Genomic DNA, 23,971 nt, shown 5'->3' with positions numbered 1-23,971 from the left:
CCCTCATAGAACCTTCTTTCTGGTGGTGAGCTGCCGATGGGAAATCAGGACACAGACCAGTCGCAGCAGCCCGGGAAGGTGGCTCGGCGTTCGCACCGGGCCCGCATCTAGCTGGTCGTCAAACGGTTCAAGCTCGCGTCCATCACACCAAGTCCGGCCACTGTCGGTGCCGCGGCTCCGGACCACGACTGCTGGCCATAACCACCCCTGGGCCTGCAATCCCGGCCAGGATGCCCACCCCACCGCCCCCAACACCAGTAGTGCAGTAGGGCTCTACAGCGGGTGTCCTGCGTTCTGGGCATGAAAGCGGCAGCCGTGGTCCCGGGACGGCCGAGAGGTTCCTGCTGGACACGCGTGCAAGAGCCGCCCGATGCCCTCCGCTCTACGTATGGCGGGTTACCGGCCACTGACTGACGGGAGTTCTCGCATCTGATGCGACTCGTTTCCTCGGGCCTGTGGTGCACCCAGGTCGTCTGGATTTGTGCCGTTGATGCCCAGCGCCGTCCGAGCATCTCAAGCGTTTGCTGCAGCTGCGGGGTGTCCGCGGGTTCTTCCCGAGCATGTTGCCGATGTCCTGTTGGCGGGTGTAGTCGAGGATCTTCTGGGGTCAGGTCGAACGCCCCGAGCTTCAGCAGGTGTGCGCTGATGCGCGAGTCATGGGGTTGTTCGTAGAGGCACCACAGGTCCAGCTCGTCGCCGTGCCGGGATCCGAACTGAAGGCCGTCGACACCTCCTTGGAGGTACAGGTGGGCGGAGACAGCTTGCGTGATGACCTGGACGGCACGTTCTTGAGCAGCGCGGCGTCGAAGTCGTCGTAGCCGGCGTCCAGCGCGTCTCCGACGCACTGGCGATACAGGGCGGTGACGGTGTCAGCGGCGCTCACGCGGCAGTACCGACCGCTCAGGATGGCGGAGGCAGCGCAGCGGGGCCACCGCCGGCAGCTCTTCCTCCACCGCTCGGGGGAGGACGACGTCCCCGGGGACTGGTCCGGGAGATCTATGGCCATACTGCAGTGTTGCAGGCGCAGGAGGCGCAGGGTGGAGCGTGGGCCGCGGCGTCCACCCACGGCGGCTCAGGCGCCGCGGTAGGTGCCCATGGTCCACAGATTGCCGTCGCCATCGCGGATCGTGAACTGGTGAGAGCCGTAGTCGGTGTCCGTCAGCGGCTCGAGGATCTCCACCCAGTTGCTCTCTTGGACCCGGGCCCAGGCTCGATCCACGGTGGCGGGCTCCGCAGCGACGACGTAGACCCCTTGCGGGCCCAGGGCGCCCCAGGCACCGGGTGTGCCGCGGGAGCCGAACATGACCCCGCCGCCGTCGGGCCAGCGAGCCTCGGCGTGCTCCGTAGTCCCGTTCTCGTCCTGGTACCGGGCGGTGACGGTGAACCCGAGGGTCCGGGTGAGGAGGCCGATGCCGGCGTCGACGTCGGTGAAGCTGAGGCTGGGCCACACGCTCGGAGCGGGTGAGCCGGCGGTGGGGTGGTTGCTGTTCTCGTTCATGCTCCCGAGTCTGCCGCGGAGGACGGGGAATCGTCTTGGACGAATGGGAGTTCCTCGCGCATCCACGTCGTGGGACTGCATCCGGCGAGTGCGCGCCACTCCCGGTCCAGGTGGGACTGGTCGGCGTATCCGGTGAGTGCGGCCGTCCGCGCCAGTGAGGGTCCGGTGGGGTCGGTGAGCAGGGCGCGGGCGGCCTCGAATCGGGCCACCCGGGAGAGCTGCTTCGGAGTGAGCCCGGTGGCCCACCGGAACCGTTCCGCCAGGTGCCGCCGGCTCCAGCCCACCTGCGCTGCGATTGCCGACACCGGCAGCCGTCCCTGCCCGGTCATCACCAGCCGCCACGTCTCGAGCACCTCGGACGGCACCGGCGCAACGGAATCCTCGAGGTGGGTCGCCAGGGCTCGGTCGAGAACGGCGAAGCGTTCGTCCCACGTGCGGGCCTCGTGGAGCCGGTCGACCACGTCTACCGCCGCCGATCCCAGCACCTCGGCCAGCTCCACCGGACGATCGTGCAGCTCGCCGGCGGGCACGCCCAGCAGCGCCCGTGACCCCAGCGGGGTCAGGGCGTACTGCACTCCGTCCATCGGGGCGCGCGCGTCGATCAGCGCCGGACGCGTGTGCAGCCCGCACACCACCGCCTGCGAGCTGATCTCCGTGCTCAACCCCGTGGTCCGAAGCCGACCGCCCAGCTCGATCACCAAGGTCATCGAGGACGAGGGCAGACCCCGGTGCAAGCCCGAGGGGTAGGCCGGCACTCGGTAGCCACAGGCTGCGGTGACGAAAGCAGCCAGCGGTGGTGGAGGCAGGTGCTGGACGAACTCCATGGAGCCAGCATGCGCCCCGACACCAAGCCGGGTCACTCTTCCCCCAGCGTGCAGGGCCGAGACGAACTCTTGTGCCTGCACGTCGGCGGCCTGCGGATATCTCTGGTCGCCGACCATCACTGGCCGCGCTGCCCCATGTCGTACTACGGAACGACTCACCATTCTTGGGGTTCGGGCGATATGGGTCAGGGAACACTGCACCCGGCCCGGGATCTGCCTCCTCCTACTGGCCTCGGATCGACGGACACAGGGCCGGCCCAAGCGGTGGTCGCTTCACAGCATGCCGAGCGGATCGCGGTAGATGAGGGTGGCCTACGGCGCATTGCGGGAGACGTCGCGGTCGTCGACCACTCCCAGCTCGACAGGCCGGCGTCCGAGGAAGGCAACCAGGCGGTCGCTCATCAGAGCCGTTGTAGGGGCATTGACGCGTGCCGCGAAGTTGGTGCCACGTGCATCGTCGCTGATCAGTGCTGTAGCGAGCTCCAGCACCTCGCCGGCCAGCTGCTTCGGGATCTTGTGACCGTGGTCTGAAGCCATGCCGATGTCCCAGCCATGCATGGTGAACTCGATCGTCCCTGCCTGCATCGCGGCTTCTGCCCGTTCCGTGTCAGGCGCGGTCGACAACGCCGCCTCCAACTGAGCAACGATGTGGTGGAACTTCGCCACCGGGTCGGCCGCATCAGTTCTCGGCGAGTCCGGCATCTGCATCTCGCCGGACTCCACCAAGCTGACGAGTGCGGCCGCCACGTCGGCAAGGTGGAGCACGACTGTGCCTGTGTCCCAGCCATCGCACGGCGTGGAAAAGCCCAGGGCGTCATTGCTCAAGCCTGACGTCACATCGCGGACGTAGTCCGTTGCTGCTCGGAACAGTTCACTGCTCATGCGTGCCCGGCCTCTGACATCTCCCAAGGGGCGGTCGGCAGCACGTCCCCGGTCTCGAGCATGGACTTGAGGTTTGCCAGCACCGCGGGCCAACCACGGGATATGCCTTCCAGCATGGCGGTATTGGGCAGGTTCTCATGGGTCACCGTGAGCCGAACGATGTCGTCGTGGGGCTCGACGAGGAAGGTGACGACCGATGCCCCGTGGGGGCGTTCTTCGACGGAGTCCTCGAAGGTGATCACTAGGCGGGTCGGTGGGTGGGCCTCGAGCACGGTTCCGGTGACGTCGACGGCGCCGGAGCCATCGACCCGCCGGTGCTCCCACGGTGAGCCGGTTTGCCAGTCGGAGACGTTGGAGTGTCCCCAGTAGCGTGCGGTCAGATCCGCGTCAGTAAGGGCAGTCCACACCTGTTCGGCATTGGCGCGGATGTAGGTGACGTAGACGTAGGTGGGCATGGGTGTGGTGGGTTCGGTCATGGCGTTCTCCTCTGCTCGTCGCTTGATGGTGCTCAGTTGTGCCAGTCGGGGAGCGTCGTACGCCCCGATCCAGCGCTCACCGATCTCGTGGATTGGTGCGGGGTTGAGGTAATGCAGACGCTGCCGCCCGTGCCGTACGACGGTGACCAGGTTGGCGCCCGCGAGGAGGTCGAGATGCTGTGTTGCTGACTGGCGGGTCATGTCGAGGCTGTGGCACAGCTCGGTCAGCGTCTGGCCGTTCCGCTCCCGGAGTCGATCGAGTAGCAGACGCCTGGTCGGATCGGCCAGGGCCTTGAATGCTGCGTCCAGCCCGCTTTCAGGCTTGCTCATGCGACTATTATGCAGGTGATTGCCTGCATAATCAAGTAGCACCCTGGCGCGTGCTCATCGGCATAAGCGTCAAGTCACTGATGACGCGTAATGCACTGGGGTGTACCCAGTGCCACAGGTCGTCCCGGTCTGTCCGCGCCAGAGACAAGAGGGCACCGGAAAACTCCTGGATGCTCCACGGACGGCGCGTGTTCCGGACGGTTCCACCCCCTTCGCTTTACATATGGCCCGGTTAGCGGCGGACTGTGCTGCGGCAGATGTTCCCCCTGCTGATGCAGCGGTCCTCTGCAGTCCGTATGAGTCCGGGGCGGGATTCGTCGTTGAGTGGTGCCGATAGGCCTGGAGCATCGTCTTGGCGAACTCCGTCTTCCGGGCGGCGTGGACGGGTCTGGCCTTGACGGCACAGCGATGGGATTTCAAGGTGGCGTTGCGACGTCCGTTGAGCCGCGCACCTGGGGGATGCCATGCACAGCTATCCGTCCGAGCACCACCCCGATGATTCCACCGACTCGCCAGGGGAGACTCCTGAATGGTTGGCGGAAGCGGTGGCGACCATGATGGACACCGGACGCATCCCGGGTCTGTCCCTTGTCGTGGTCGACTCGAAACGGTCGTTGTACGCCGGTGGGTTCGGAACAGCCGATCCGGCCACTGGGGCACCGGCGGCTCCGACGACGGCGTACCTGTGGTTCTCCATGACCAAGATCGTCACCGCCACTGCCGCCATGACCCTGGTCGAGAACGGTCGCCTTCAGCTGGACGCCCCGGCGGCCGACTACGTGGACTACCTGCGCGCCCCGAGTGCCTCTCAGCCCACGGTGGGGCAGTTGCTCACCCACACCGCGGGCTTGTCCAATCCACTGCCGCTGCGATGGGTCCACCCGGCCGAGCAGGAGCCGCCGGCGGTCGAGGACCTGCTGCGGTCGGTGATGAGCCGACCACGCGCCTACCGGCACGCCCCGGGGCAAATGGCCCGTTACACCAACATCGGCTATCTGGCGCTGGGCCAGAGCATTGAAGCAGTGAGCGGTATGCCGGTGACGTCCTATCTGCAGCAAGCGGTGCTGGATCCGGCGGGTATGACCGGCACCGGGTTCGCCTACCGCCCAGGCACTCCAGCCGCAACCGGCTACGTACGTGCCCCGCGCGCCGCCGATCCACTGCTGCGCCGCCTGCTCCCACCCGGGGTGGCCGGGACCCGTCACAGCGCTTACCTGGGCCTGCGGCCCTTCTACGTCGACGGAGCCGCCTACGGCGGTCTGGTCGGCGACGTGGCGGATGCCGGACGTTTTCTACGACTGCACCTCGGTGATGGTCGGATCCAGGGGCGCCGCATCCTGTCCGCCGAAACGGCCCGATCCATGCGCGTGATCGAGCACCCGGGCAAGCCCTTCGACCACGGCATCGGCTGGTTCCGCCGCCCCACCCAGAAGGCTGGAGACTGGGTCGAGCACTTGGGAGCCGGAGCCGGATTCTGGAACGTCATGCGCCTCTACCCAGAACAGGGCCTGGGCATCGTGGTCATGACCAACAGCACCACAACCTACGACTTCGAGCCCCTCTTCGCTCTCCTCACGACCGCATCCTGGCCGTGAGCCCTTCCGCCATTGGGCGGTGGTGACGATGATGGCGACTTCGCGGTGCAGGACCTCTGCAGTCACGTAGGCGATTTCCTCCGCGGCTACCGCGGTGCCGTCTGCTGCCGAACGGTCGAAGATGTAGGTCGCGTCGAGGGGGAACAGCACCTGGTGGTCCAGATTGCCTCCGGCTCGGGCGGTGCTCTCGCAACACCTGAAACAGACGGTGCAAGGTCGTTCTACGTTGTGGGCCGGTGCTGACGAGATTCCTGGTGTGCGGTTGTCATCAGTGCACGACGGCCTCGAAAACGCGTTGTACCGGTGGCGGTGTAGGCGATGATCACGTACAGGGCCACTGCCCAGTCATAGGTCAGGCACGAGACGGCGTAGGCCTCCGGAGCGAAGGCGTGTCCGGGGCCCCACAGGTGCAGGGGGATGTCCCAGAGTGGGTGGAGGGCCCAGCCGGCGGCGAGCCAGTAGGGGAACCGGCGCAGGCCGAGCACGGCGAAGGTGGCCAGGACCCCGGTCTGGACCAGTTCGAGTACCACCCAATGGGGGCCGGCTCCGGCGGTGATGGCGAAGCCGACATAGAAGCCACCGGTGGCCACGAGAACGACGGCCAGCAGCGCTCGGCCGGCGATGTCCCGTACGTAGCGGGAGAGCAGATACGCCACAAAAGCCAGGATGGCGCCGTTGACGGCTCCGCCCAGCAGGTAGCTGGCCGACGGCACTGAGATCTCCATGATCGGATCCTTCCTATGCGGTGATGCCCCTGCTGCCGGGGGTCCGGCCGGTGTCTCAGGGGACTGGCATCAAGATAGGAAGGTCTCGTTGGGACTCACACCGGTGAAATCACCGGGGTCAGGAAGCGCTGGGAATGAGTGGGCTGGCGTCGAGGGGGTGGCATATGAGCTCGGAGCGGCTGGAGACGCCGAGCTTGGCGTAGACGTTGCGCAGGTGGAAATCGATGGTGCGGGGGCTGAGGAACAGATGGGCGGCAGCCTCCCGGTTGGTCATTCCCTGCTGAATCAGGGCAGCGACCTGGAGTTCCTGTGGGGTGAGGGAGACGGTCGTGGAGGAACTCCTGCGGCGGGCCGTGCGCCCTGAAGCCCGTAGTTCTTGTGTGGCGCGTTGCTCCCAGCGGATGGCCCCGAGATCGGTGAAGGTTTCCAGGGCCGCCTGCAGTGGGGCGCGGGCATCGACCCTGCGGCGTATCCGCCGCAGGTACTCGCCGTAGGCCAGCTGGGTACGGGCGCGATCGAACACACGTGAAGAGTTCTGATGGCAGTCCAAGGCTGCGCGGTAGTACGTTTCGGTTTCAGGCCCGTCGGTGAGCAGAGCTTGACCGTGAAGTGCCGCGGCAGAAGGCCAAGCAGTGCCGGTCGCCTCGGCGAATCTCTTCACGTCGTCGACCCAGGCGCGGGCCTGGTCGGGGTGCCCAGCGCGCACGGCGGTCTCAACGCGATCGATGGCGGCCTGGCGGCACACCATCGGCAGCCTCATCTGGGCCAGGTGGTGCTGCGTGGATGCCGGGTCCTCGCCGGTGACGGCTTTGGCCCAGTGGAGCAGGTCATGCACGATTCCGGTGACAATACCCGTCGGATGGCGCCGGACGATCTGCTCGGTTGCAGCCAGATGCTGGAGGTATGTCTCCTGACCTTGGAGGGCGTCCAGCAGGGCGAGCAGAGCATGGGGAAACGCCATGAGGCCGGGTTGGCCGATGCCCTGAGCCAGTTGCAGGGCTTCGGTGGCCCCTGCACGGGCGGTGGCCCAGTCGCCGACGGCGATGTCGGTGAGGTTTCGCCGGGTGAGGGCATAGAGCACCATCACCAAGGCGCCGGTGGAGCGGGCTCTGGAAAGCAACAGATCGTGGTAATGGCGGGCCGCGTGGTCATCACCCAGGTGCAGGGCGGCGATGCCGAGGTTGGGCAACAGGTCCTGATCGATGCCCTCCAACGTGACTTTGTCAGCGAAGGCTGCGCGCAGGGCTGGTACGCCCTGGTTGATGTCGCCGCGGGCAATGTGGTCCAGGCCCACGAGCAGGTGCCAAAAGCAGTGCACACGGGCGGGAGCCGTGGTGGCAGGCTCTGGGATGAGTGTGGTGGGGCGGATGTCGATCCCGGAGTCTCCCCCGAAGGTGGCCACGGCGGCGGCAAACATCCCCATCTCCAGGGCCCGGGCGGGATCGGCCCCGGCAACCTCCTGGGCTCCCTGCAGGATCATGTGATGTCCCAGTTGCAGTGAACCTGTGTTCCACTCGATCCGAGCCCGGCGGCGCACGGCATCGGCGCGTAGACCCGGGTCCTGGGTGACGGCAGCCACCGTTTCGTTCAGTGTTCTGGCACGGGTGATCTGCCCGGCCAGATAGGCGCTCTGCGCGGCCTCGTAGAGCAGCTCGGCGCGCCGTTCGGCCGCTGTGGTCAGCTCCGCGGCCCGTTCCCAGGCCGCACTGGCGGCTTCGTGCCCGCCCCGGGAGCGGGATCGGTGGGCCACCTCATCCAACTGGGCGGCCACGGCAGGGTCGGGCCCCTGCGCAGCGGCGGCCAGGTGCCACACGCGCCGCTCGGTGGCGTCCTCGCCCGTCAGGACCTCAGCGAGGGCTTGGTGCACGCGGCGGCGGCGGTAGTCGGTGGCGGCCCCGTAAACGGCGGAACGGACCAGGGGGTGCCGCAGCTCCAGATGCCCTCCCGCGATGCGCAGCAACCCTGAGGCCTCGGCGACGTCCAAGGACTCGTCGCCGGCACCCAGGGTGTGTGCTGCCCGGCATACGGTCGTCAGCCGGCCGGTGTCGTCTGCTGCGGCGACCAGCAGAAAGGTCTGGGCGGCCTCGGACAGGCGCCGACACCGGTCCAGGAAGGCCCGTTCTACCCCGGTGGTCAACGGCAAGGGACGGGGTAGCCGGGACGTGCCGGCCAGCTGCTCCGGGGTCAAGGACCGGGCCAGTTCCACCAGAGCCAGCGGATTGCCGCCCGTGCTCGCTGTGAGTTCTCGGACCACGTCGGCGGGCACGGCAGTCCCCGACTGCCGCTCGAGCAGCTCAGCAGCGGCCATGGTGTCGAGCCCGGTGAGATTCAGCTCGGGAAGATCCCCGCTGTCGAAGCGGCGCTCGTCCCCGTCCCGGGCGCCGAACAGCAGCGCGACGCGTTCAGCGTCCAGCCGGCGGGCCACGAACAGCAGAGCGGCCGCCGACACGTCGTCCAGCCACTGGGCGTCGTCGACCACGGCCAGCACAGGGCAGTGCTCGGCGGCCTCGGCCAGCAGGCTCAGCACGGCCAGAAAGACCAGGAACCGATCCACGCCCTCTGCGGTGATCTCCCCGAACGCCGCCCGCAGAGCGTGGGCCTGCGGAGCCGGCAACTGTCCGATGTGCGCAAGCAGCGGGCGCAGCAGACGGTGCAGGGCCGCGAACGCCAATGGCGATTCGGATTCCACCCCCCGGGTGCGCAGCACCTGCACCGCCTGCGTGCCAGCGGCGGCGTCCTCGAGCAACACGGACTTGCCGACCCCCGGCAGGCCACGCACGACCAGGGCTCCACCACGCGAGGCCTGGGCCTGTTCGATCAGCGCTGTGATAGCAGCGCGTTCCTGCTGTCGTCCCTGGATCACGGCGGCAGTCTACTGACGCGCCGGGTGGCAAACCCGGTGATTTCACCGGTCCGAGGCACTGTGACGGGCGCACATGCTCAATCCACCGGTCATCGGTGGCCGAGCTGCTTTCGAACCATCTTGAGGAGGAACCATGCACGCTCCCGTCCCGTCCCGTTCCGCCGCGGAGCACACGGTCCGCGCCACCTATCAGGTCGTTGGCATGTCCTGCGGGCACTGCCGCGCCGCCGTCATCGAGGAGGTCGGCGCTCTGACCGGCGTGGGTGCGGTCGACGTCGAGCTGTCCACCGGGCACGTAACGGTGCTCAGCAACCGCCCCCTCACCCGCAGCGCCGTCGCCGCTGCCCTCGAAGAGGCCGGATGCACCCTCCTGTGACCCCGTCCCGCTGACCGCAACACCGCATCCACGTTCCGGAGGAAACGCCATGAGCACCACCCACACCGCCACTGTCCCGTCCACCGCCCGATACCGGCCTGCCCGGGCTTTCGCCCGCCACTACCTGGAGATGGTGGTCGCCATGTTCGTGGGCATGATCGCCCTCGCCCCGGTCTGGTCCTGGGTCGCTGAGTGGATCGGCGCCATCGAGCTGTTTGCCCGCCCGGACCTGGCCGCCCTGGTGATGGCCACCGACATGACCATTGCCATGTCGGCCTGGATGCGATTCCGCGGCCACGGGTGGGCCCCGATCGCCGAGATGGCCGCAGCGATGTACCTGCCCTTCATCATCCTGTTCGTGCCCCTGTGGGCCGGGCTGATCTCCGAGGCCGCCCTGATGGTCGCCGGGCACCTGCTGATGCTGGTGGCCATGGCCGGGGCCATGCGGCTGCGCCCGCAGGAGTACACCCACGCCCACCACGCCGCGCAGCAGGTCTGAGAAGGCCTGCCCAGCTGAAGGAGTGATCATGAGCACCCAGACCCTGACCGAATGCACCCTCGAGGTCGGCGGCATGACGTGTGCCTCCTGCGTGCGGCGGGTGGAGAAGGCCCTGACCAAGCTCGAAGGGGTCAGTGCTGCGCACGTGAACCTGGCCGCCGAAACGGCCACGGTCGCCTTCGACCCCGACACGGTCCAGCTGGAGGACCTCACCACCGCACTGGAGGCGGCCGGCTACACCGGTCGGCCACGAGGAACCGGCCGGACACAGGGGACGAGTCCGACACCGGCACCACCCACCGCCGTGCCACCGACCGCCACGGACGACCGCGAGACCAAGCAGGACGCCGAACTGACCGCCCTGCGGCGCAAGTGGCAGGTGGCCCTCACGACCGGCCTGGGTCTGATGGTGCTGATGTACGTGCCGCTGCCCATCGACGCCATGGACTGGCTGATGCCAGGACTGCTGGTGGTCGCCACGGTCGTGCAGTTCTGGGCCGGGCGCGGGATCTACGCCGCCGCCTGGGCTGCGGCCCGCCACGGCACCACCACCATGAACACCCTGGTCGCCCTGGGCACCGGGGTCGCCTACGGCTACAGCGCCTTCGTCACCCTCTGGCCCGGTGCCGCGGAGTCCTGGGGTCTGCCCCTGCACGTGTACTACGAGACTTCCTTGGTCATCCTGGCCTTGGTGCTGATGGGACGGTGGCTGGAGGCGAGGGCGAAGAAGCGCACCGCCGCCGCGATCCGGGCGCTGACCGACCTGGCACCGCCCACCGCCCGAGTGATCCGCGACGGCGGTGAGCTCGATGTGCCGGTGGAGTACGTCGTGGTCGGCGATCTGGTGCGGGTGCGCCACGGGGAGAAGATCCCGGTCGACGGCACCGTCGTCGAGGGGGCCTCGAGCGTGGACGAGAGCATGCTCACCGGGGAGAGCGTCCCGGTGGACAAGGCGGTCGGGGACACCGTCATCGGCGCCACCACCAACCGCACCGGCTCCCTCGTGGTGTCGGTCACCGCCGTGGGCGCGGACACCACCCTGGCCCAGATCGTCCGTCTCGTCGAGGACGCCCAGGGCTCACAGGTCCCGATGCAACGGCTCGCCGACGCGGTTTCGGCCTGGTTCGTCCCCGCCGTCCTGCTCCTCGCCGCGGCCACCTTCACCGCCTGGGCCCTCTTCGGTCCCGACGAGAACCGCATGACCCTGGCCATCACCACCGCCATCGCGGTGCTGATCATCGCCTGCCCCTGCGCCCTGGGTCTGGCCACCCCGACCGCTGTCATGGTCGGCACCGGGAAGGCCGCCGAACTGGGCATCCTCATCGGCAACGGTGAAGCCCTCGAGCAGGCCCGCCGGGTCAGTGCGATCGTGCTCGACAAGACCGGCACCATCACCACCGGGCGCCCAGCCCTCACCGACATCACCCCGGCAGGGGAATGGGCACCGGATCACATCCTGGCCCTGGTAGCGGCCGCCGAACGGGGCAGCGAACACCCCCTCGGGGAAGCCCTCGTCGCCGCCGCTCGGGACCGCAGGCTGGAACTGCCGCCCGTGCAGCACTTCGAAGCTCTGCCCGGCCACGGCCTCCGAACCGTGGTGGCCGGGCACACGGTGCTGATCGGCAACCCGGCCCTGATGGCCGCCCACGGGGTGGATATCTCGAGCCTGGCCACTGCGGCCACCACAGCGGCCCGGACGGGATCGACCCCGGTGTTCGCGGCGGTGGACGGACAGGCCGCAGCGCTGTTGGGTGTGGCCGACACCGTGCGGCCCGAGGCCGTCGAAGCCGTCGCCCAGCTGAAGGCCCTCGGGCTTCAGGTATGGATGGTCACCGGTGACAACGCCGACACCGCCACCGCCGTGGCCGCGGCCGTGGGCATCGACCACGTGCTGGCCGAGGTGCTGCCCGCCCAGAAGGCCGAGCAGATCGCGGCCCTGCAGGCCCAGGGGCACATCGTGGCCATGGCCGGTGACGGCATCAACGACGCACCGGCTCTGGCCCAGTCCGACCTGGGCATCGCCATCGGCACCGGCACCGACGTGGCCATCGCCGCCTCCGACATCACCTTGATCGGCGGTGACCTGAACGGCATCGTCTCGGCCGTCGCCCTGTCACGGCGCACCGTCGCGACGATCAAGCAAGGCTTGTTCTGGGCTTTCGCCTACAACGCCCTGCTCATCCCGGTGGCCGCCGGTGCCCTGTACCCGGCCACGGGGCTGCTGCTGGACCCGATCCTGGCCTCGGCAGCCATGGCCATGAGCTCGGTCAGTGTCATCACCAACGCCCTGCGCCTGCGCGGATTCACCCGCCCGGCCGGAGTGCAGGAGATCCTGCACCCGCCGCTGCGCACTCGGGTGGGCCACTACGCCTACCTGGCCGGCGTCGCCGGGCTCGCCCTGGTCATCGGGGCCGCCCTCACTGCGTTGAGCTACAGCCATCCCGCCCAGCGGGGCATGAACGGGGTGCTGGCCTGGGCACAGTCCACCGGCATGCCCATGCGCCCGGCCATGAGCACCATGATGACCACCGAGACCGCCCCAATCCCCGCCGTCGAAGCGCGGATCGACGTCCGCCTCGACATCCCCGGCGACGTCCGCCCCGGGCAACCTGCCCGGGTGCTGGTCAGCCTCACCGACGCCGCCACCGGGACACCGGTGGAGGACCTGGGGCGGAGCCACGAGGTCTGGATGCACCTGATCGTCACCCGGACGGATCTGGGGAGCTTCGCCCACCTGCACCCCGAGCCCACCGGGGAACCAGGGCAGCTGGCGGTGGATGTGACCTTCCCGACGGCCGGCACCTACCGAATGGACACCGAGTTCCGCCGCCAGGGGCAGATGACCGACGTCCATGACACTCAGCAGGTCGTCGTCGACGGCACCGCCCCGGCCCCGGTGGACCTCACTCCGAGCCCACGGGCCCGGACGGTCGACGGTGTGCGCATCACCCTGACCGGCGACGCCCGGGTGGGGGAGACCGGCGACCTGACCTTCGCCTTCGCCGACGCGGCCACCGGGCAACCCGTCGAAGACCTGCAGCCCTATCTCGCCGCCGCCGGTCACGTCGTCGTCATGGACGCCGCCGGTCACAGTTTCGCCCACGAGCACGCTGAGGTCGAGGACGAGAACGGTAACCCCGTCTTCGCCCTGCCGGGTCAGCAGTACGGACCCACCTTGGATGTGCACACCCACTTCGAGGAGCCAGGCCTTCACCAGCTGTGGGGGCAGTTCCGCCTCGCCGACGGCCGGGTGCTCACCGTGCCCTTCACCGTCGACGCCGACTGACAGTCCTCCGACCGGGCGCCGCCCGGGACACCGCTCGAAATCGCTCCGCAGGCGAGTCGTGCCCGACGGCTCCTGCTCTGGAACGACGTGGACGCTCCCCGCTCGGACACCCGGCGACACGTCATCGCATCCCGGCAATTCCACCGGCGCGAGCCGCCGACCCGGCATCGGAACCTGGATGCCAGGCAACAGCACCAACTGTCTCTCCGAGCCGCTGCCGCACACCGCACCGACACTGCGGCGCCCACCTCGATCCGACGGCACAGACAACGACACACATCGCACCCGCTGAAAGGACACCCCGATGATCCAGGCACACCACCTGACCAAACGCTACGGCGCCAAGACCGCCGTGGACGACCTCTGCTTCACCGTCCAGCCCGGCCGGGTCACCGGTTTCCTGGGCCCCAACGGAGCCGGCAAGTCCACCACCATGCGCATGATCCTGGGACTGGACCGCCCCAGCACCGGGTCCGTCACGGTCAACGGCAAGCCCTACGCACAGCACCGGGCACCGGTCCACCAGGTCGGGGCCCTGCTCGACGCCAAGGGCGTGCACCCCAGCCGCAGCGCCTATGACCACCTGCGCGCCATGGCCGCCACCCACGGCATCCCCAGGACAAGAGTGCGGGAGGTCATCGACCTCACCGGGCTCAGCGCCGTAGCCGGCAAACGGGTCGGTGGCTTCTCCCTGGGCATGGGCCAGCGCCTGGGCATCGCCGCGGCCCTGCTGGGTGATCCGCAGACGATCATCCTCGACGAACCGGTCAACGGCCTGGACCCCGAAGGCGTGCTGTGGGTGCGCACCCTCACCCGGCAACTGGCTGCCGAGGGGCGCACCGTGGTCCTGTCCTCGCACCTGATGTCCGAGATGGCCCAGACCGCCGACCACATCATCGTCATCGGACGAGGCCGGCTCATCGCCGACGCCCCGATGCGCGAGATCCTCGACGGCGGCACCCGCGCCCGCACCCGCGTGCGCACCGAGGAACCGGCTCGCCTGGCGGACCTGCTCACCAGCGCCGGCGGACACGTGATAACCGGTAGCAGCGACGCCCTCGAGGCGACAGGACTCACCACACGACAGATCGCCCGCATCGCCCTGGACCACCACGTGCTCGTCCACGAACTCGTCACCCTGCAGGCCTCCCTGGAGGACGCCTACATGGAACTGACCAAGGACGACGTCGAATACCACTCCCTGGAACTCGCCACCGAAGGACGATGACCACCATGACCACCAGTACGACCACCAGTATGACCACCACCCTCCACCACCGGGGATCCGCAGCGATCGCCTCCGGCCGCGTCACCTTCGGCCGGGTCCTGCACGCCGAGTGGATCAAGTTCCGGAGCCTGCGCTCCACTCTCTATCTGCTGTTGGCCACGGTGGCCACCATGGTCGGACTCGGCACCCTCAGCGCCTGGGGCCTGACCGCGGCCATGGACGACGGGCAACCCGTCACGGATGCGATGATCCACGCCCTGCCCAGCGGGGGCCTGGCCTTCGGGCAACTGCTCATCGGCGCCCTGGCCGTGCTGTTCATCTCCACCGAGTACGCCTCGGGAATGATCCAGGCCACCATGACCACCGTCCCGACCCGCACCGCGGTACTGGCGGCCAAGGCCCTGATCATCGCGGCCGTCTCGTACGCGGTGGGCACCGGCTCCGCGCTGCTCACCCACGCCGCCGTCCAGCCCCTCCTGCGCCCCGACGACCTGGACTTCGTCCTCACCACGACAGGGGTGGCCGGCAGCATCGCCCGCACCGGTCTCTACCTGGCCCTGGTCGCCCTGATGGCCCTGGCTCTGGGCGCTCTGCTGCGCAACAGCGCCGGGGGGATCGTCACCCTCAGTGCCCTGCTGCTGGTGCTGCCCACCGCCCTGAGCGTGATTTCCGGGGACTTGGTGGCCGAGATCGCCGAGTACCTGCCGTCCAACGCCGGCAACCAGCTCGTGGCCATTGAGATCGCCGACGACGCCCTCACCCAGCTCCAGGGAGGGCTGGTCATGGGTGTCTGGGCCCTCGTGCCCCTGATCGCCGCAACCGTGCTCCTGAAGCGACGAGACGTCTGACCGAGCACGGCACCCCTCCCTGATGTGATGGCCGTGGTGGTCGACACCACGGCCACCACACTCATGCCGGAGCAGAAGGGCTCCACACGTCATGGACACCCCCCCATTGAAAGGAACCCCCGTGCCACGACCCGCCACTGCCGCCGATCTGCCCCGGCTGGCCGATGTCCTCGCCGACGCCTTCAACGACTATGCCTGGACGAACTGGACCATCCCGACCCAGGACCGACACGAGCGGATCCGCGCACTGCAACTGCTCTACCTCAAGCACGCGGGATTGCCGTACGGCATGGTGTGGACAGTGCCCGATCACACCGCGGTCGCCGCTTTCCTGCCCTCTCCGATCCCGGACCTGCCATCGGCGGTGCTGGAACAAGTCACGCATGCCCACGGGGACCGTCTGGCGGCCCTGCTGGAAGCGGAGGAATTGGTGGCGGCCCGCAGACCCGTCCACGACTGGGTACTGGCCACGGTGGGCGTGGCTCCTACGGCCCAGGGCCACGGACTGGGCAGAACTGTGGTCAGCGCTGGGGTGGAGGCCATCGACGGCCACGGTGGAACCTGCCTGCTGGAGACCTCCGATCCCCGGAACCTGCCGTTCTACCGACGCCTCGGCTTCACCACCGATGCTCTCGTGAGCACTCCGGGCCCTCCGGTGTGGATCATGACCCGCACCAGCTGACCGGTGTCCATCCAGCCCGCCGCTGCATCAAACAAGGGAGACACGTGCGCGAAGTTCCAATCGGCTGCGATCAAGCCCCGGAGACTGCGCGCCAGGCAAGACCAAAGGGATGGATGCAACCGTGAAACCATCATGGGCCATGTTCTACAACGGCCTCGTTGCAGTCGGGGTGCCACCTGGGTCCGTGATGTCCGCGCCTGGTGGCTTCTGTCCGGGTACGTCTTACTTCTCGGCGCTGAGGATGATGTGGCGTCGACCTCGACTAGCGTGGGCGGTCCCTGACACCGCCGGCGCGAGGAGGAGCACGATGTCGACCCAGCTGACCGTCGTCACCGGGGGCGGCCGCGGCATCGGGGCCGCGATCAGCCGCCGCCTCGCCGCGGCCGGCCATGACCTGGTCATCACCTACCGGCGGGACCAGGACGCCGCCGAGAACGTCGCCGACCAGGTGCGCCGCAGCGGCCGCCGCGCCCTGGTTGCGGCGGTGGAAATGACCGATCCGGGCTCGATCGCCGAGCTCTTCGACCGGGTCTCCGCCTTCGGGGCCCTGACCGGGTTGGTCAACAACGCCGGGGCCGCCACGGCGGTGGGCCCGCTGGAGACCAACGACCTCGAGGACATCCGCCGAGACCTGGAGGTCAACCTCTTCGGGGTCATCGCCTGCACCCAGCACGCCATCGGCCCGCTCCGGCGCGCCGGCGGCGGCGCGATCGTGAACATCTCCTCGGTCGCCGCGTCTCTGGGCGGGCCCGGTACCTACGTGCACTACGCGGCGGCCAAGGCCGGGGTGGAGGCCTTCACCGTGGGATTGGCCAAGGAACTGGCCGCGGTGAACATCCGGGTCAACGCGGTGGCCCCGGGCACGGTGTGGACGGATTTCCACCGTGACCCGGACCGGCCGGCCAAGGTCGCCGCGACGATCCCGATGGGCCGTGCCGGGCGGCCCGAGGAGATCGCCGGGGCGGTGGCCTGGTTGCTCTCCGAGGACGCCTCCTACGCCACCGGGACGACCCTGCGGATCACCGGAGGACTCTGACGCGCCCCCGGGCGGCGCATCAGCATGTCCAGGACCTGATCGTAGACACCGCGGGCGAAACCAATCCCACTTGTCGCCGGCACACACGAGCAGTGCACCCACCGGGTTCACATATGGCCCAGCTACCGGCCACCACGCTACGGGAGCTCCCGACGACCATCTGAGTCCGTCTTTCCTCTGCACATCATGATGCGTCCAGCGTGCACCGGATTCTGTTGAGCGGTGCTGGTGGACACCTCGCGGTCACGGAGCGTGGAGGCGCGCTGGTCTGGGCAGACGTCTTTGTCCTGCGAGGGGTTCCAGCGAACGCCGGTGAGTTCACCGGCCTCCCGGGCTGGGTGTTTCCTCGGCGAGGGCCTTCAGGTTCAGTAGTTGTCGTCTGGCCATCACGAGGTCACCGACGGACAGTGCTGGCGCGACCAGTGGGCTGACCTCCGCGATGACTTTCAGGAGCAGCCGCGTGGTCTCGTGCTCTCCGGGCACCAGCAGGTAGGACATGTACGCCCCGAGGATCTTTCCGGTGAGATGACGTTCGCGTTCGACGGCGACGATACGACCCATCTCGCGGCGCCCGGCGGTGGTGTACGCGTCGCCGACTCTTGGCTCAGGCAGGTGGAGGAGTCTGCGCGGGGACCGGCGCCCGAGGTTGTCGATCCAGTCGTACGAGTACGGCGCGACCCTGATCTGTGTCAGCCATGGCCAGAGTGCTTCTGGCTCCGCCTGGACGGTGACGCCGCGCCATGCCTCGAGTGTGGGTGCGGGAAGGAACGCGTCGCACGGGTAGCGCAGCGCGGTCTCACTGTCGGTCACTCCCCAGCGGGACCCGATCATGACTCCTCCGCTGTTCCGGGGGTGGCCGCCCCCACCCCTTCGAAGCGCTCCGCCGGCGGAGCACCCGAGGTCCGGTGTCCGAGCCGCCCGCGTGTGGCAAAGACGACGAGCAGACCGAGCAGAAACATCGCCACGAGGTGCGCCATGGTCACGTTCGTATCGGTTGGGTACAGGTTGCGCAGGTAGCCGGCGTTGAACCCGTCGCCGCCGGTCGTGGCGTTGCCGGCGGCGTGGAGGAGCCCGACCAGGAAGAGGCTTCCGGTGCGGTTGTAGGACCACCCGAGCGCGAACCGGAACGGCACCGCGAGGGCTGCCAGCAGGACCAGCATCACCGCCCCCGCCATCAGGGAATGGCCGGCGACCAGGGAGCTGTGCTGTAGTGCGAACAGCGGTGCCACGGTGAGCGCGGCCAGCAGTGCGCCTTGCCGGTCCTGGAGTCTGGCCTGGACGAAACCCATCCAGGCGACCTCCTCCCACCAGTTGATCAACACGAAAGTGATCAGCAACGGCAGGAGGAAGTGCGCGCCCAGCCCGGTCAGCAGGAACCCGGCGGACCGATCTGCCGGGGTGCCGCCGATCAGTACGCCAATGGTCAGGGTCAGCGCTGGCACCAGGATGAGGGCCGCCGCATACCACCCCGGGCCGACGCGCAGGGTCACCGTCCGTCGCCACAGGGCGCGCAGCCCATCGCGTCCGTCGGTGATCCAGGTGATGAGCAGGGCGGGCAGCAGCAGGCCGAGAAGGGTGCTGACCAGCACCGATCCCTGCAACCACCAACCCCGGTCCGCAAGCCCGGTCAGCACCACCGACCAGGGCAAGACCTGCCCCACGGTGTAGGCCCAGAGAAGGAACGACACCAGGGGGCGACGGCGGACGAACCGGACGACCGGCCCACCGTCCGGAGGGAGCGCTGTCGAGCTCTCGCGCCTGAATGCCGCGGACATGTCTGCTCCCGTCAGGAGAAGGAGTGCTGGAGACCCGCGCCGCGATGGGTCTCGCGCACGCCGACGACGTACGGGGTCGGCCACAGATCGAACGCCTTCGTGGTCGCTGTTCCGTCGACGACGAATGGCTGCTCGAACTGGTAGAGCAGCTCAACGCCGGTGCGGGCGAGTGGCACAACGGTGCCCAGCGCGCGCAGGCGCCAGCTGCGGACAGCGGTCACGGCGGTCCGCCGGCCCGCTTCGCGAGCGGCCAACGCGACCAGAGCGCGCCCAGTGGTCGGTTCCGGATGCGGCACGTGCCAGGTCGCGCAGTCCGAGGTGTCCTCCCGACCCACCGTGGCGATGGTGCGAGCGAAGTCCTCGATGAACGTCGGCGTGATCGGCAGGTCGGGTGAGCCGAACCAGAATGCGCGGCCCCCGGGGCCAGGGGCGTGGAACACGTTGCCGGCGATCATCGAGCGCACTCCGGGCCCGTACAGCTCCCCGGCCCGGACGAGGGACAGCCGGATGCGCCCCGCAGCCGCCGCGTGCTGCAGGCGCTCCGCCAGCCACGCGCGCAACACCCCCAGAGAGCTGAGCGGCCGGTAGGGCAGATCCGGGGTCATCGGCCCACCGACCCGCCCGTACATCCAGGTGTCATCGGCGAAGACCACCCGGGCGGCGGCCTCCTCCGCAGCGCTCACGACGGCGTCCGTGAGGGAGGGAAAGTCCTGCCGCCACCGGCCGATCAATGGCATCGCGCAGTGATAGATCACCGAGGCGCCGACCGTCGCCGCCACCAGCGCCGCCGGATCAGTGGCGTCGGCGGCGCCAAGCTCCGCTTCCGGGTGACCGATCGAGCGGCCGTCGCGCGTGAGTGCCCGCACCTCGCACCCGGCCGCGACGAGGTGGGCGACTACGCGTCGTCCGGTCGCTCCAGCCGCCCCGACCACCACGTGGAGTGGTTGTCCAGACATCGCTGTCTCCTTCTTCATGCTACACATGTAGCATTACATGTGTAGTGGGTACGTTACAGCCGTAGTGGGGAAAGTGGAAGGGATTACGAGAGCGATGCCTGTCAAGACGGACCGGCCACGACTGCTGGCCGACGCCGCGATCGGCGTGATTGCCGGCAGCGGGATGCGGGCGCTCACCCACCGGGCGGTGGACGCCGCCGCCGGGGTTCCGTACGGAACGACCTCCTACCACTTCCGGACCCGCCGCGACCTCTTGCGCGGCGTGCTCTCGCGGATCGCGGAGATCAACCACGAGCGGCTGTCCCGGGTGCCGGGTCCACCCACCGAGGCCGTTGACGTGCCGGCCACGCGGGCCGGCCGGCTCGCGGAAGCCGATCAGCTGGCCCAACGGATCGCGGTGTTCATCGATGATCAGCTCACCCAGCAGCGGGAACACACCCTGGCCCGGATGGCCTGCGAGATCGAGGTCGCCTCAGATTCGGACCTGCGCGAGATCCTGCACGCAGGAGACGTCTTCCGAAAGATGGCGATCGCTGCCCTCACCCGGCTCGGCGCCGGTGACCCGCCGCGACAGGCCGACGGCCTGGTCGCCCTGATCGACGGGCTGCAGTTCGACCGGCTCGTGGGGGTGGGCTCGCTGTCAGCAGCCGACCCCGGAACGCCGCAGTCCCAGGCCGAGATCGCCGCGGTGGTGGGCAGCTATCTGACCGGGTTGGTGTCCCCTGCGAGCGATGGTCGTTGAGCTCCTGACCGTCCGGTTTTCGTGGCGGCACGTCCTATCCAGCCCTTCCCCACTCGTGGTCTTCCCCACTCGTGGTACGTGACGGTGTTGGGCGGCTGCAAGTGGCATGCTGAACCCCATGAAGCACTGGGCTCGCGTGAGGCAATGGACCGCCGTGGGCGGTCCACCGGTGGTCGCCGCAGTGCTGGGGAACTCCTTCATCGGCAAGGAGGCCATGGGCTGGTTCCGTCAGCTGAAGGCTCCGCGGATGCAACTGCCCCTGCCCGCCTTCGGTGTCGTCGGAGCGATCTACTACCTCGAGATCGGCACCGTACTCTATCGCGCTCACCGCAACGACGACCGGCGCGTTCGGCGGCTCGCCCTCCTCGTGCTCGCGGGTAACGAGCTCTGGAATGCGTCGTTCTTCGGGCGGCGCGATCCACGCGCCGGGTTCCTCGGGATCATCGCGTTCTTGGCGCCGCTTCTGGCGCTGCAGAAGGCCGTGGCCACAGACCGGCCGTCTGTCCTCGCCCTGACCCCGTACACCCTATGGGTCATCGGCTACGACCTGCCCTGGACGTACAGCCTGTGGCGACTGAATCGTGTTACCCAGCACTGACCGGGCGGCCCGCTCATCAGCTGCGCCCGGCACGCGCCGACCGCGATGCGCAACCGCGCGACCGTGTTGCCCAGCGTGGACTCGGCCACCTGCGCCCCTCCTCTTTCTCGAGCAGCCGCTGTCAGAGCCTGCGGGCGGTGTGCCGCTGCTTGCGCGGCGCGCCCCGGTCCTGGGTCAGCACCGGCGCCGTACGCTCGGGAGCCTGGCGAACTGGAGGGACCGCATGTCGGTTCCGCGCGCACCTTGCACCGGTGCACCCGATGCTTGCTCGTCAACCCTCTGATCGACAGAGCTCGGTCTTGATGGTCACGCCGGGTGCGTTGGAACTGCTCCACGAGCCGATCTCCGGGGACTGCCGCACCGATAGGTGACAGGTGGAGTTTCGTGCCGCGAGGGTCACGGTCGAGGGAACTGCCGCGCCATCGGATGACATCTGATCTCGCTCCAGTATCCTTCCGCTTTGCATATGGCCGGTCAAAGACAGGTTTCCTCATCACCAGCGACATCGGCGCGCAACAGCGGTTTAGGGGTAGGGCTTCGAATCGGCCTCGAGTCATGGTCTGGGGATGAACCGGGGTCTGTCGCTCCAGCGGCGTACGAGGCTTTTCTATGGTTTTCGGGCCGGTGCAGAGGTGAGGATGTGCGTAGCGACCCGTGGATCGAAGACCGCCTCGGAACCTCCGTCTTCCGCTCCGGACAAGGCTCGGATATTATTTGGGCAGATGCCCAAGGCGATTGCCCAAATCGAGGTGCAGGCGGTGACTCCATTGACGTCGACCGAGCGCGGTGTCGAGGTCCGCCGGCGATTGCTTGCGGCCGCCGCGGAACTGATCCCCCTGGTGGGCTGGCGCGGGGTGAGCACCCGGGCCGTAGCCCAGAAGGCCGGCGTGGCCCCGGGGCTGGTGCACTACCACTTCGACTCGGTGCAGTCGCTTCTCCGGCAGGCCGTCGTCGAGGTGATGGGGGAAGTGCTGGCTGCGGTCCCGCCTGTGCTCTCAGGAGCAGGATCTGGGGAGGAGGCGCTGGGGCAACTGCTCGCGTCCTTCGACGACTTCGATGGCACGGACTCGACGTCTCTGCTGTTCCTCGAGGCGTACCTGGCGGCGACCCGGGACTCCCAGCTGCGGGCGGAGCTCAGCGGCCTGCTCGACGAGGTGCGCGCTGCCCTGACGGCATGGCTCGACGCGCAGGGCACACCGACGCCCGCCGCGACGGCCGCCGTGCTGGTAGCAGCGCTGGACGGTGTGATGCTGCACCGCGCTTTGCAGCCGGCGATGACCACGGGGGAGATCGGGCCCGTGCTGCGCCGGTTGCTGGGTGACCCCGGGAGCGGCACGCAGGAGAAGGAGCGGAGCGAGCGACGATGAGAGCACTGATCTGCGGAGCCGGTATCGCCGGTCTCGCGCTGGCGCATCGGTTGAGCGCCCACGGGTGGGCGGTCACCGTCGTGGAGCGCACGCCGCGTCCCCGGGAGCAGGGGTACATGATCGACTTCTTCGGCCTGGGCTACGACGCGGCCGAGGCAATGGGTCTGCTGCCGCGGCTGCGTGAGCTCGCCTATCCGATCGAGGAGGTGACCTACGTCGATGCGTCGGGACGGCCCCGCGCACGCATCGACTACGTGCGCGGGGCCCGGCTGGCCGGAGGGCGGCTGCTGACTCTGATGCGGCCCGATCTGGAACGGGTATTGCGTGAGCAGGTCGCACCGGTGGCCGAGCTGCGGTTCGGGTGCACGGTCGCGTCCCTGGAGCCCCGGCCGGACAGCGTCCGCGTGATCCTGACCGATAGCACTGTCATGGAGGTTGATCTGCTGGTCGGCGCGGATGGCATTCACTCCTCGGTCCGTCAGATGGTCTTCGGGGACGAAGCGCGGTTCTTGCGCTATCTGGGCATCCATACGGCGGCCTACGTCTTCGAGGACCCGGTGATCCGGCGGCGCATCGGCGACCGGTACGCCCTGACCGACACGGTCGACCGTGAGATGGGGTTCTACGGGTTGCGGGACGGACGAGTCGCCGCCTTCGCCGTTCACCGCGACCCGGCAGCGGTGATCCCGGCGGACACCCGCGCCGCGGTGCGAGACTCCTACTCCTCGCTCGGCTGGGTCGTACCCCGAGCGCTGGAGAGCTGTCCGCCTCCGAGCGAACTGTTCTACGACCTGGTCGCGCAGGTCGAGGTGCCACGGTGGCATCGCGGCCGCGTCGTCCTGCTCGGCGATGCCTGTCAGGCCGTCTCCCTGCTCGCCGGCCAGGGCGCCTCACTGGCGGTCGCCGGCGCCTATGTCCTCGGCGAGCAGCTGATGACCGAGAACTCAGTCGAGGACGCCTTGTCCCGCTACGAGTGGGCCTGGAGGCCGGTCGTCCAGGCGAAGCAGGAAGCCGGCCGCCGCAGCGCGCAGTGGTTCCTGCCCTCCTCACGGGCGCGGCTGTGGCTGCGTCGCGCCTCGCTGGCTCTGGCCGCCCTGCCCGGCTGGGACAAGATCATCGGCGCCAGCCTGGTGGGCAAGACACCTCAGTCCCTGACAGAGCTGGGCGCGAGCGAGGGGACTGGTGTACGGATGGGTGACATCTGATCCGGCTTGTCCCTTGGACGGGCGTGGCCGAGGTCCGAGGGGTGGCTGTGCAGTCTTCGGTTCGTCCACGTACACCGGATGCAGGGGCGGCTGGTCGTAGTGCTTCACATATGGTCCGGTCAGAGGCGGGTTGCGTTGCCATAGGGGTTCCTGTCCGGGCCTTACCTCCGCTCATAGCGC

At 68.6% G+C, this 23,971-nt stretch carries 22 protein-coding genes; 12 read left to right on the top strand and 10 right to left on the bottom strand.

Annotated elements, in window-relative coordinates:
• Positions 1-628: 628 nt before the first annotated feature.
• The 5 genes from ABD220_RS06710 to ABD220_RS06690 form a co-directional block, all read right to left on the bottom strand.
• A complete protein-coding gene (locus ABD220_RS06710) occupies positions 629-883 on the bottom strand; it encodes a hypothetical protein (RefSeq protein WP_344120961.1) in 255 nt (84 codons plus the stop codon).
• A 189-nt stretch (positions 884-1,072) separates the two neighbouring features.
• Entirely contained in the window at positions 1,073-1,498 is a 426-nt protein-coding gene (locus ABD220_RS06705; protein ID WP_344120959.1) for a VOC family protein, read from the bottom strand.
• Positions 1,495-2,322, bottom strand: coding sequence for an AraC family transcriptional regulator (locus ABD220_RS06700; protein ID WP_344120957.1), 828 nt, complete (start codon positions 2,320-2,322; stop codon positions 1,495-1,497). Before ABD220_RS06700 ends, ABD220_RS06705 begins: the two co-directional genes overlap by 4 nt.
• A gap of 312 nt (positions 2,323-2,634) precedes the next feature.
• A complete protein-coding gene (locus tag ABD220_RS06695) occupies positions 2,635-3,204 on the bottom strand; it encodes a maleylpyruvate isomerase family mycothiol-dependent enzyme (RefSeq protein ID WP_344120955.1) in 570 nt (189 codons plus the stop codon).
• Complete coding sequence (locus tag ABD220_RS06690) at positions 3,201-4,010, bottom strand: ArsR/SmtB family transcription factor (protein ID WP_344120953.1); 810 nt, start codon at positions 4,008-4,010, stop codon at positions 3,201-3,203. The genes ABD220_RS06695 and ABD220_RS06690 overlap by 4 nt, the downstream gene beginning before the upstream one ends.
• Positions 4,011-4,555: 545 nt before the next feature.
• Between ABD220_RS06690 and ABD220_RS06685 the strand changes: the two genes are divergently transcribed.
• Positions 4,556-5,605, top strand: a complete 1,050-nt coding sequence (locus ABD220_RS06685) for a serine hydrolase domain-containing protein (RefSeq protein ID WP_425552529.1) — start codon at positions 4,556-4,558, stop codon at positions 5,603-5,605.
• Between the two features lie 221 nt (positions 5,606-5,826).
• On the opposite strand, the gene ABD220_RS06680 is transcribed toward ABD220_RS06685, so the two are convergent.
• Both ABD220_RS06680 and ABD220_RS06675 read right to left on the bottom strand, forming a co-directional pair.
• Entirely contained in the window at positions 5,827-6,330 is a 504-nt protein-coding gene (locus ABD220_RS06680) for a DUF6010 family protein (protein ID WP_344120949.1), read from the bottom strand.
• Positions 6,331-6,448: 118 nt separating this feature from the next.
• Entirely contained in the window at positions 6,449-9,193 is a 2,745-nt protein-coding gene (locus tag ABD220_RS06675) for an ATP-binding protein (protein ID WP_344120947.1), read from the bottom strand.
• A gap of 133 nt (positions 9,194-9,326) precedes the next feature.
• Between ABD220_RS06675 and ABD220_RS06670 the strand changes: the two genes are divergently transcribed.
• The 7 genes from ABD220_RS06670 (at position 9,327) to ABD220_RS06640 (ending at position 17,148) form a co-directional block, all read left to right on the top strand.
• Positions 9,327-9,569 carry a heavy-metal-associated domain-containing protein gene (locus ABD220_RS06670; RefSeq protein ID WP_344120945.1) on the top strand — a complete coding sequence of 81 codons (243 nt, stop codon included), beginning with the start codon at positions 9,327-9,329 and terminating at the stop codon, positions 9,567-9,569.
• A 49-nt stretch (positions 9,570-9,618) separates the two neighbouring features.
• Positions 9,619-10,068 carry a hypothetical protein gene (locus ABD220_RS06665; protein WP_344120943.1) on the top strand — a complete coding sequence of 150 codons (450 nt, stop codon included), beginning with the start codon at positions 9,619-9,621 and terminating at the stop codon, positions 10,066-10,068.
• Positions 10,069-10,096: 28 nt separating this feature from the next.
• Positions 10,097-13,354: a heavy metal translocating P-type ATPase gene (locus ABD220_RS06660; RefSeq protein WP_344120941.1), complete on the top strand. Its 3,258-nt coding sequence runs from the start codon at positions 10,097-10,099 to the stop codon at positions 13,352-13,354.
• Positions 13,355-13,658: 304 nt separating this feature from the next.
• Complete coding sequence (locus ABD220_RS06655) at positions 13,659-14,582, top strand: ABC transporter ATP-binding protein (protein ID WP_344120939.1); 924 nt, start codon at positions 13,659-13,661, stop codon at positions 14,580-14,582.
• A 5-nt stretch (positions 14,583-14,587) separates the two neighbouring features.
• Positions 14,588-15,430 (top strand): ABC transporter permease, encoded by an 843-nt coding sequence (locus ABD220_RS06650; protein WP_344120937.1) that lies wholly within the window; start codon positions 14,588-14,590, stop codon positions 15,428-15,430.
• A 121-nt stretch (positions 15,431-15,551) separates the two neighbouring features.
• Positions 15,552-16,112 carry a GNAT family N-acetyltransferase gene (locus ABD220_RS06645; RefSeq protein ID WP_344120935.1) on the top strand — a complete coding sequence of 187 codons (561 nt, stop codon included), beginning with the start codon at positions 15,552-15,554 and terminating at the stop codon, positions 16,110-16,112.
• A gap of 307 nt (positions 16,113-16,419) precedes the next feature.
• A complete protein-coding gene (locus ABD220_RS06640; RefSeq protein ID WP_344120933.1) occupies positions 16,420-17,148 on the top strand; it encodes an SDR family NAD(P)-dependent oxidoreductase in 729 nt (242 codons plus the stop codon).
• 318 nt (positions 17,149-17,466) lie between these two features.
• Here ABD220_RS06640 and ABD220_RS06635 read toward each other — a convergent pair whose 3' ends face one another.
• Genes ABD220_RS06635 through ABD220_RS06625 form a run of 3 tightly spaced genes read right to left on the bottom strand, consistent with a single transcriptional unit; the run spans position 17,467 to position 19,897 of the window.
• The gene (locus ABD220_RS06635; RefSeq protein WP_344120931.1) at positions 17,467-17,979 is read right to left on the bottom strand and encodes a hypothetical protein; all 513 of its coding nucleotides are present in this window, start codon (positions 17,977-17,979) and stop codon (positions 17,467-17,469) included.
• The gene (locus tag ABD220_RS06630; RefSeq protein WP_344120929.1) at positions 17,976-18,923 is read right to left on the bottom strand and encodes a CPBP family intramembrane glutamic endopeptidase; all 948 of its coding nucleotides are present in this window, start codon (positions 18,921-18,923) and stop codon (positions 17,976-17,978) included. The genes ABD220_RS06635 and ABD220_RS06630 overlap by 4 nt, the downstream gene beginning before the upstream one ends.
• Positions 18,924-18,934: 11 nt before the next feature.
• The gene (locus ABD220_RS06625; protein WP_344120927.1) at positions 18,935-19,897 is read right to left on the bottom strand and encodes an NAD-dependent epimerase/dehydratase family protein; all 963 of its coding nucleotides are present in this window, start codon (positions 19,895-19,897) and stop codon (positions 18,935-18,937) included.
• A 76-nt stretch (positions 19,898-19,973) separates the two neighbouring features.
• On the opposite strand from ABD220_RS06625, the gene ABD220_RS06620 reads away from it, so the two are divergent.
• From ABD220_RS06620 to ABD220_RS06605, 4 genes are all read left to right on the top strand, one after another.
• Positions 19,974-20,621, top strand: a complete 648-nt coding sequence (locus ABD220_RS06620; RefSeq protein WP_344120925.1) for a TetR/AcrR family transcriptional regulator — start codon at positions 19,974-19,976, stop codon at positions 20,619-20,621.
• A 106-nt stretch (positions 20,622-20,727) separates the two neighbouring features.
• Positions 20,728-21,219: a TspO/MBR family protein gene (locus tag ABD220_RS06615; protein WP_344120923.1), complete on the top strand. Its 492-nt coding sequence runs from the start codon at positions 20,728-20,730 to the stop codon at positions 21,217-21,219.
• 758 nt (positions 21,220-21,977) lie between these two features.
• Complete coding sequence (locus tag ABD220_RS06610; RefSeq protein WP_344120921.1) at positions 21,978-22,586, top strand: TetR/AcrR family transcriptional regulator; 609 nt, start codon at positions 21,978-21,980, stop codon at positions 22,584-22,586.
• Complete coding sequence (locus ABD220_RS06605; RefSeq protein ID WP_344120920.1) at positions 22,583-23,791, top strand: FAD-dependent oxidoreductase; 1,209 nt, start codon at positions 22,583-22,585, stop codon at positions 23,789-23,791. Before ABD220_RS06610 ends, ABD220_RS06605 begins: the two co-directional genes overlap by 4 nt.
• The last annotated feature ends 180 nt before the right edge of the window (positions 23,792-23,971 follow it).

The organism is Kocuria aegyptia (genome assembly GCF_039530085.1).
GTDB lineage: Bacteria > Actinomycetota > Actinomycetes > Actinomycetales > Micrococcaceae > Kocuria > Kocuria aegyptia.
Note: the sequence above shows the minus strand (reverse complement) of the source record. Positions and strands in the feature narration are given on the sequence as shown.